General features: G+C 54.3%; 8 protein-coding genes. 5 read left to right on the top strand and 3 right to left on the bottom strand.

Annotated elements, in window-relative coordinates:
- Together Q0510_RS19885 and Q0510_RS19880 are read right to left on the bottom strand one after the other, a co-directional pair.
- The coding region (locus Q0510_RS19885; protein ID WP_298715602.1) for a DUF4147 domain-containing protein at positions 1-436 on the bottom strand (436 nt) is incomplete at its 3' end.
- Positions 433-858 (bottom strand): hypothetical protein, encoded by a 426-nt coding sequence (locus Q0510_RS19880; protein WP_298715600.1) that lies wholly within the window; start codon positions 856-858, stop codon positions 433-435. The genes Q0510_RS19880 and Q0510_RS19885, both read right to left, overlap by 4 nt.
- Positions 859-1,059: 201 nt before the next feature.
- On the opposite strand from Q0510_RS19880, the gene Q0510_RS19875 reads away from it, so the two are divergent.
- The 5 genes from Q0510_RS19875 (at position 1,060) to Q0510_RS19855 (ending at position 6,920) form a co-directional block, all read left to right on the top strand.
- Positions 1,060-4,167 (top strand): amidohydrolase family protein, encoded by a 3,108-nt coding sequence (locus Q0510_RS19875; protein ID WP_298715598.1) that lies wholly within the window; start codon positions 1,060-1,062, stop codon positions 4,165-4,167.
- Position 4,168: 1 nt separating this feature from the next.
- The gene (locus tag Q0510_RS19870; protein ID WP_298715596.1) at positions 4,169-5,470 is read left to right on the top strand and encodes an amidohydrolase family protein; all 1,302 of its coding nucleotides are present in this window, start codon (positions 4,169-4,171) and stop codon (positions 5,468-5,470) included.
- Positions 5,471-5,597: 127 nt separating this feature from the next.
- Complete coding sequence (locus Q0510_RS19865) at positions 5,598-5,951, top strand: rhodanese-like domain-containing protein (RefSeq protein WP_298715594.1); 354 nt, start codon at positions 5,598-5,600, stop codon at positions 5,949-5,951.
- A gap of 50 nt (positions 5,952-6,001) precedes the next feature.
- A complete protein-coding gene (locus tag Q0510_RS19860) occupies positions 6,002-6,217 on the top strand; it encodes a hypothetical protein (protein WP_298715593.1) in 216 nt (71 codons plus the stop codon).
- A gap of 31 nt (positions 6,218-6,248) precedes the next feature.
- The gene (locus Q0510_RS19855) at positions 6,249-6,920 is read left to right on the top strand and encodes a hypothetical protein (protein WP_298715591.1); all 672 of its coding nucleotides are present in this window, start codon (positions 6,249-6,251) and stop codon (positions 6,918-6,920) included.
- Between the two features lie 71 nt (positions 6,921-6,991).
- Here Q0510_RS19855 and tyrS read toward each other — a convergent pair.
- Positions 6,992-8,035 (bottom strand): tyrosine--tRNA ligase (gene tyrS, locus Q0510_RS19850; protein WP_298715589.1); only part of this gene is annotated, 1,044 nt, incomplete at its 5' end.

Raw genomic sequence — 8,035 nt, 5'->3', positions numbered from 1 at the left:
GGAATGCGAGCTGCAGCTCTTCCATCGACGCGCCTTCCGGTACATCGGCCAGCAGGGCGGAAGCGCCGCCGGAAAGTAGGAAGACTACATGATCGCCGGGCTTCAGGCCTGCCGCCAGCTGCAGCATGGTGGTGCCGGCGATGATGCTGTTGATATCCGGGACGGGATGCCCCGCCGTGATGAGTTCTGTTTTTTGCAAAGGAAATGCTGCCGGCGCGTGACTGGATACCGCAAAACCGTGGTTCAGCCGGTCGCCCAGGATGTGTTCGGCTTCATAAGCCATGGCTGCGGCCGCTTTGCCGGCGGCCAGGAGGAAGATGCGCCCGTTTCCGGGAGGAGGGACAGATAAATTGAGCGGCACGAAATTGCGCGGCTGCACGGCGGCAACGGCATGCAGGTAGATGGCTTCCGCATCCGAGCGTTGGGTTACGCTCATCCGTTGGAAGTTTTGCGCGCCTCCTTCTTGTCCTGCTTGCGGTCCATTTTCTTCTCCATATCGCCTTTCTTCATCAGTTCCCAATCGTTCCATTTCTTATACTGCGAAGGCGACAGCACTTCCCGGAAGCGGCGGTTGCGCTCGGTATCCAGCTGCTGGTAAACCTGCATGCGCTGGCGGGAGCTGATGGAAGCGTCCTTTTTGGTGGCGTCGCGCTTGCGGGCGATGTCTTCATTGATATCGTAAATGGCTTTGCGCTGTTCTTTGGAAAGGCCGAGCTCGCGGTAGAGCTTGTCGCTCATCTTGTCGGCCTTGCCTGCAGCATCCCAGCGGTGGCCGCGGGCGTGCGTCGAATCCTGTGCCTGCGCTGCGAAGGTGAAGGCCGCGAGCAGGAGCGTCATGAGCATAATCCTGTTTTTCATATCTGATGCCGTGTTAATACCTGGTAGATACCGCTTATAAAAATTTATACTAAAATAGTAGGTTCAGCGGATAATCATTTATTAAATTTAACACTTGTAGCTGTATTGTAACGGGATTGCCGTGCTTTTTCCAGATCTGAACCTGTGCCGGCGGCCATATCGTATTCAGCCATCATCTAAACGTATCTTAATCAACCTGCCATGAAAGCAACTCAATTTCCTGCCGGCGCGCATTTGCCGGAGCCGGGGAAGCAGCATCGCCGCCATTTCATAACGCGGTGGGCCATCGGCGCAGTATGCAGTCTGCCGGCTTTACTGCCGGCCGGCGCCGTACTGGGCCAGCAGACCTTCCCCGTCAACGGCGTGGCCGAGCCCCGGGAAGGCTGCTACGCCTTTACCCATGCCACCATCGTTAAAGACGCTAAAACGACCCTCAAGGACGCGACACTCGTCATCCGCGACGGCAAGATCATCGCAGCGGGCGCCGGGGCGGCCGTTCCGAAGGATGCGGTAGTGATCGATTGCCAGGGGAAATTCATCTATCCCTCCTTCATCGACCTCTACAGCGATTACGGCATGCCTTCCGTATCGCGCGGCGGCGGTGGAAGAGGCTCCCAGCAATTTGTGTCCAACACCAAAGGCGCGTACAACTGGAACCAGTCCGTGAAGCCGGAAGTGAATGCCGTTCAGCTTTTCGGGGCGGATGCGGCGAAAGCCAAAAGCTTGCGGGAACAAGGGTTCGGTGCGGTGCTTACGCATCAGCACGACGGTATCGCCCGGGGAACCGGCGCCCTGGTAACGCTGGCGGCCGACAGGGAGAACAAAACGATCATACGCGAGAAGGCGTCGTCGCATTATTCCTTCGATAAAGGCTCCTCCTCGCAGGATTACCCCAGCTCGCTCATGGGCGCCATCGCCCTGTTGCGCCAGCAATACCTGGACGCGCAGTGGTACAAGGGAAACCCTTCCGCCGAAGGCGTCAACCTCAGCCTGCAGGCCTGGAACGACCAGCAGAACCTTGTGCATATCTTCGATGCCAACGATAAATGGAATGTGCTCCGCGCCGATAAGATCGGCGATGAATTCGGGGTGCAGTATGTCATCAGGGCCGGCGGTAACGAATACCAGCGGATACCGGAGATGAAAGCCGCCAAAGCTTCGTTCATCGTACCGCTCAACTTCCCCGCCGCCATGGACGTGGAAGACCCTGCAGACGCGCGCTTTGTTGCGCTCGCCGATATGAAACACTGGGAACTGGCGCCTTCCAACCCGGCGGCATTCGAGAAAGCCGGTATTCCTTTCGCTTTGACGGGCGCTGAAGTGAAAGACGCAAAAACTTTCTTCTCCAATCTCCGCAAAGCCATCGAAAACGGCCTGTCCGAACAAAAAGCGCTCGAAGCGCTGACACAGGCGCCCGCTTCTATCCTCAAGGTGGCCGATAAAGTGGGTACGCTCGACGCCGGCAAACTGGCCAACTTCCTCATCACATCCGGCCCGATATTCGAAGAGAATACGGTGTTGTACCAGAACTGGGTGCAGGGGAATAAATACCAGCTGAAGGAAGAAGGCTGGCACGACCTGCGCGGGAAGTACGACATCGTGCTGACGAACACCTATGGAACCGCTACTTACCCGGTGGAAATCAAAGGTTCCGCCGGTGCGCCGTCCATCGTCAATAAAGACACGATCCCCGGCAAGATCGAAGTGGCCGGTCCGCTCGTGACCATCATCGTCAACAATAACAAAGACAACAGCAGCCAGCTCCGCCTGAGCGGCGCCATCCGCTTCATGCAGGGCGCTATGACCACCATGCGCGGTTCCGGTACCGACGACAAGGGCCTTCCCGTGACCTGGGAGGCCGTGCAAACCAGCACGCACGTTGCCAAAGCAGATACTGCGAAAAAGAAACCTGCCGCCGCACCCGGGAAGATCTATTTTCCTTTTGTAGGTTATGGCTTTGAAGAAATGCCGCAGCGGCAGGATATCCTCATCCGCAACGCCACCGTGTGGACGAACGAAAAAGACGGCAAGATCGAAGGGGCGGATGTGCTCATCCGCAACGGTAAGATCGCGCAGGTGGGCAAAGGCCTCAATGCCGGCGGCGCCCGCGTGATCGACGGTACCGGCAAACACCTCACGCCCGGCATCCTCGACGAGCACTCGCACATCGCCATCAGCAGGGGCGTGAATGAAGGGACGCAGTCCGTTACTTCGGAAGTGCGGATCGCGGATGTGGTAAACCCTGATGATGTGAATATCTACCGCCAGCTTTCCGGCGGCGTTACGTCGACGCACCTGCTGCATGGTTCCGCAAATACCATCGGCGGGCAGAGCCAGCTTATCAAGCTGCGCTGGGGCGCGAATGCCGAAGGCCTGAAGTTCGGCGGTACGGATGGTTTCATCAAGTTCGCCCTGGGCGAAAACGTGAAGCAATCGAACTGGAACCTCCCGGCCCGCGTGCGTTTTCCGCAAACCCGCATGGGCGTGGAACAGGTGCTGGTGGATGCATTCACCCGCGCGAGGGATTATGAAAAGGCCGGTCCGAACAAACGCCGCGACCTGGAACTGGATGCGCTGGTGGAGATACTCAACAAGAAACGTTTCGTGACCTGCCACTCCTACGTGCAGAGCGAAATCAATATGCTGATGAAAGTGGCCGACCGGTTCAATTTCCGCATCAACACCTTCACCCACATCCTGGAAGGTTATAAAGTGGCAGATAAGATGAAGGAACACGGCGCCGGCGGATCTACCTTTGCCGACTGGTGGGCTTACAAAATGGAAGTGATCGATGCCATCCCCCAAAATGCGACCATCATGCAGCGCGTGGGTGTTACCACCGCCATCAACTCGGACGATGCCGAGATGGCGCGCCGCCTCAACCAGGAAGCCGCCAAAAGCGTGAAATACGGAGGGATGGAAGAAGAGCTCGCCCTTAAAATGGTAACCCTTCACCCCGCCCAGCTGTTGCATGTTTCAGACCGGGTAGGCAGTATCAAAACCGGTAAAGACGCAGATGTGGTGCTCTGGAGCGATCATCCCCTCAGCATCTACGCCAAGGCGGAACAAACGATCGTAGACGGTATCGTGTATTTCGACCGTGCCCGCGACCTGGAATTGCGTTCCCGCATCGCCGCGGAGCGTAACCGGCTCATCGCCAAAATGATCGGCGAAAAGAAGAAGGGCGGTCCGGTGCAGAAAGCGGTGCCTTCCCGTGAAGAAATCTACCATTGCGAGGATCTGCAGGCCGGCCATCAGCACCATATTTTGAACGACGTGGAAGACCATCACCACGAAAACATCCAGTAACATGAAGAAAATATTCCTCTCCATATTCGGACTCACCGCCTGCCTGGCCACCGTGCGCGCGCAGGAAACGGTTTATCCGGCGAAAGCACAGAAAGGACTGGTATTCCTCAGAAACGCCACGATCCATACAGGAGCCGGACAAGTCATCGAACGCGGTACTATCGGGTTCAATAACGGTAAAATCATTGCCGTGGGCACCAATGTGCCTATCCCTGCCGATGACGTGCGCGTGTTTGACGTGCAAGGCCAGCACATATATCCCGGCCTGATCGTGACAGACAGCAACCTCGGCCTTACGGAAGTGGAAAGCGTTCGCGCAACGAACGATTACAGCGAGGTGGGCGATATCAACCCGTCTGTCCGTTCGATAATTTCCTACAACACCGATTCTAAAATTATCAACACCCTGCGGACCAACGGTATCCTGCTGGCGCAGGTGGTGCCGGAAGGCGGCCTGCTGACGGGCAGCTCTTCCGTGGTACAGCTTGATGCCTGGAACTGGGAAGATGCGGCGTATAAAACCGATAACGGCATTCATTTCTACATGCCCCGCCTCATGCCCCGGCCTAATCCCTTTGGCGCGGAAGCCCGCGGGCCCGGCAGTGATGCGGTGAAGGCGGCGATGGAAAGAATCGAATCCGTGAAGAGCTTTTTACATGAAGCGAAGGCTTATAATGAAGGCGGCAAAAAGGCCGAAACCAACCTGAAGTACGAATCCGTGAAAGGGCTGTTTGACCGCAGCCAGAAGCTGTTCGTGCATTGTGATCTGATGAAGGAAATGATCATCGCGGCGGACATGGGCCAGGAGTTCGGCTTCGACGTGGTGATCGTGGGCGGCACCGACAGCTGGATGATCACCGATGTGTTGAAGAAATACGGCATCCCTGTGATTTTATCGCAGCCGCACAGCCTGCCCGTCATGCAGGACGACGATGTGGACCAGCCTTACAAAACGCCGGCGTTGTTGCAGAAGGCGGGCATCCTGTTCAGTATTTCGAACGAGGGTTTCTGGCAGCAGCGGAACCTGCCTTTCAACGCAGGCACGGCGGGCGCTTATGGGTTAAGCAAGGAAGAGGCGCTGAGCGCGATTACCCTCAATGCCGCGAAGATCCTGGGGATATCGGACAAGACGGGTTCGCTGGAAGTGGGGAAGGATGCGAACATCGTGGTGAGCACGGGGGATATTTTGGATATGAAGTCGAGCGTGATCACGCGGGCTTACATCCAGGGGCGTGAGTTGGACCTGACGGACAAGCACAAGCAGCTGCTTGAGCGTTATAAGCATAAGTATGAGTTGCAATAGATTGAATTGCAATGGATAAGATAAGGGCCGTCCGCTAAGCGGACGGCTTTTTTTATGGGTTGAAAATAAGTTCGGTGGCTGCTGACATACCCTTGTCATACCGGGGGGTGAGATTTGTGGAAAAAAGATGAGACAGCAGATAACAACGGCCCGTTTGTTCGGGTTGGAGGAAATTTCGCCGGAGGATGTGCTTCGGCGGTTGGGGGAACCTGGTGTGCGGGTGATAGATAACAATCCTTGTGCATCGTTCAAGCGGCATCATATTCCGGGGGCGCGACATTTGGACCCTGGGGATTATGGGGCGGTGGATTTGGAATGCGGGCAGGATGATGTGCTTGTTTTTTATTGTTCGGATTCGTTATGCGGTGCGGCGCCGTATGCGGCCAAGCGCGCGCGGAATATGGGTTTCACGCACGTGTTTGTGATGACGCAGGGGCTGACAGCCTGGTTGAAAAAAGGCTATCCGGTAAAAAAAGTCTGAAAAAAGTTTTGTGTTTTCGAAAGCGTTACTTTCAGCGCAAAACCATATATATGAGTAAACAACAATGGCCAGTAGGCCCCAAACCGCTACCCCTTGAAAAACAACTGGAAAACCTGCAGAATTATTTTAAGGAACGTAGGAAAACGCGTACGCCGGAAGAGGCTACGGCTGCGCTAATCAGTGCCGGCATTCTGGATGAGGACGGTAATTTCGCCGCCTGGTTCGATGATCCGAACAATTTCACGATGCCTTCTCCATTGCCTTGATGTTTGATTTGTTAACCCATTATTTCTATTTATGAATAACAAAAATTTGATCATTGGTTATCATGGTTGTGATGCAGACGTGGCAATGCAACTGTTATTAGGTGAAAAGAGAATGCATTGGAGTAAAAGTGTTTATGAATGGTTGGGGCATGGTATGTATTTCTGGGAAAATAATCTTAAAAGGGCGCGTGAGTGGGCGGATAAGAAGGAGAGGGTTGGGCATATCAGAAAGCCTACAGTGATAGGTGCGATTTTGGATTTGCAATATTGCTTTGACTTGTCAGGTAAACATCATCTTGATTTGTTGAGATCTTATTATCTGGAATATCGCGATGATATTGTAAGTCGAGGAGGTAAATTGCTCGTCAATTCAGCGCCCAAAGGTACCAATCCCAGGGACAGAGTGTGCCGTCAATTGGATTGTGCCGTCATTGAATATATGCACGATGATCTACGGAAGCTAGCAGCACTGGGATTTTCGGAAACAAACTTGTGCCTGACGAAGCCATTCGACTCTATGAGAGGCGTTTTCGTGGAGGGAGAGCCTGTATTTGAAGGGTCGGATATTTACTGCGACACGCACATCCAGATTTGCATTCGCAACCCCGATTGCATCGTTGGTTTCTTTCTTCCAAGAGAAGGTGAGGAAGGAATACGGCGGCTGGAGGGGAGGGAAGACCCGGCGGAATACCTGTATCATTAAAAAGAAAACCCCGGAGCCCATAAGCCTCCGGGGTCATAAACGTTCTTTTATTAATAAGAAAATGCAAGTCGTTACACGATGCGAACAAGAATATAATTCTTCTTCCCTTTCTGAAAAAGCATCGTATTGCCCGTCAGCAACGAAGCTTCTTCGATTTTTACTTCGATCCCCGCGAGCTTGGCGCCGTTCAGGCTCACTCCGCCCCCCTGGATCGTCTTGCGCGCTTCTCCCTTGCTCGGGAAAATGCCCGCGTCCGCCAGGAACGATACCACGTCTTTCCCTTCAGCCAGTACAGCCGCCGGTACTTCATATTGCTTCACGCCGGCCATCACTTTCAGTAACTGCTCTTCCGACAACGACCGCAGCGTATCGATAGAAGCATTGCCGAAAAGGATTTCGGAAGTCTTGATCGCAAATGCGTATTCCTGCTCGCCATGGATGAACGTCGTCACTTCCTGCGCGAGTTTCTTCTGCAGCAGGCGCTTGCCCTGGTCCAGTTTGTGGTCCGCTATCAGCGTGTTGATCGTGTTTTCATCCAGGAAAGTGAAGATGCGGATATAGTTTTCGGCGTCTTCATCGTCTGCATTCAGCCAGAACTGGTAGAATTCGTAAGGCGTGGTCTTGGATGCGTCGAGCCAGATATTGCCGCTTTCGGACTTGCCGAATTTGGTGCCGTCTTTCTTTTTGATCAGCGGACAGGTAAAGGCATATCCTTCGCCGCCGCCCATCCTGCGCACGAGCTCCGTACCGGTGACGATGTTGCCCCATTGGTCGGAGCCGCCCATCTGCATCTTGCAGTTCTTGGTAGTATACAAATGATAGAAATCGTATCCCTGGATCATCTGGTACGAAAATTCCGTGAACGACATCCCGCTGTCGCCGTCGATGCGCTTTTTTACGGAGTCTTTCGCCATCATGTAATTAACGGTGATGTGCTTGCCTACGTCGCGGATGAAATCCAGGAAGGAGATATTCTTGAACCAGTCATAGTTGTTCACCATTTCCGCATAATTGGGCTTCGCAGTGTCGAAGTCCAGGTATCGCTCGAGTTGGGCCTTGATACTGTTGAGGTTGTGCTGCAACGTATCGAGGTCGAGCATTTTGCGTTCTTCCGC

The organism is uncultured Chitinophaga sp. (assembly GCF_937874145.1).
Taxonomy (GTDB): Bacteria; Bacteroidota; Bacteroidia; order Chitinophagales; family Chitinophagaceae; genus Chitinophaga.
Note: the sequence above shows the minus strand (reverse complement) of the source record. Positions and strands in the feature narration are given on the sequence as shown.

Excerpts from the sequence above, each read along its gene's own strand:
- Q0510_RS19880 (WP_298715600.1), bottom strand. The coding sequence starts at position 858 with ATGAAAAACAGGATTATGCTCATGACGCTCCTGCTCGCGGCCTTCACC.
- Q0510_RS19855 (WP_298715591.1), top strand. The coding sequence starts at position 6,249 with ATGAATAACAAAAATTTGATCATTGGTTATCATGGTTGTGATGCAGAC.
- Q0510_RS19870 (WP_298715596.1), top strand. The coding sequence starts at position 4,169 with ATGAAGAAAATATTCCTCTCCATATTCGGACTCACCGCCTGCCTGGCC.
- Q0510_RS19860 (WP_298715593.1), top strand. The coding sequence starts at position 6,002 with ATGAGTAAACAACAATGGCCAGTAGGCCCCAAACCGCTACCCCTTGAA.
- Q0510_RS19865 (WP_298715594.1), top strand. The coding sequence starts at position 5,598 with ATGAGACAGCAGATAACAACGGCCCGTTTGTTCGGGTTGGAGGAAATT.
- Q0510_RS19875 (WP_298715598.1), top strand. The coding sequence starts at position 1,060 with ATGAAAGCAACTCAATTTCCTGCCGGCGCGCATTTGCCGGAGCCGGGG.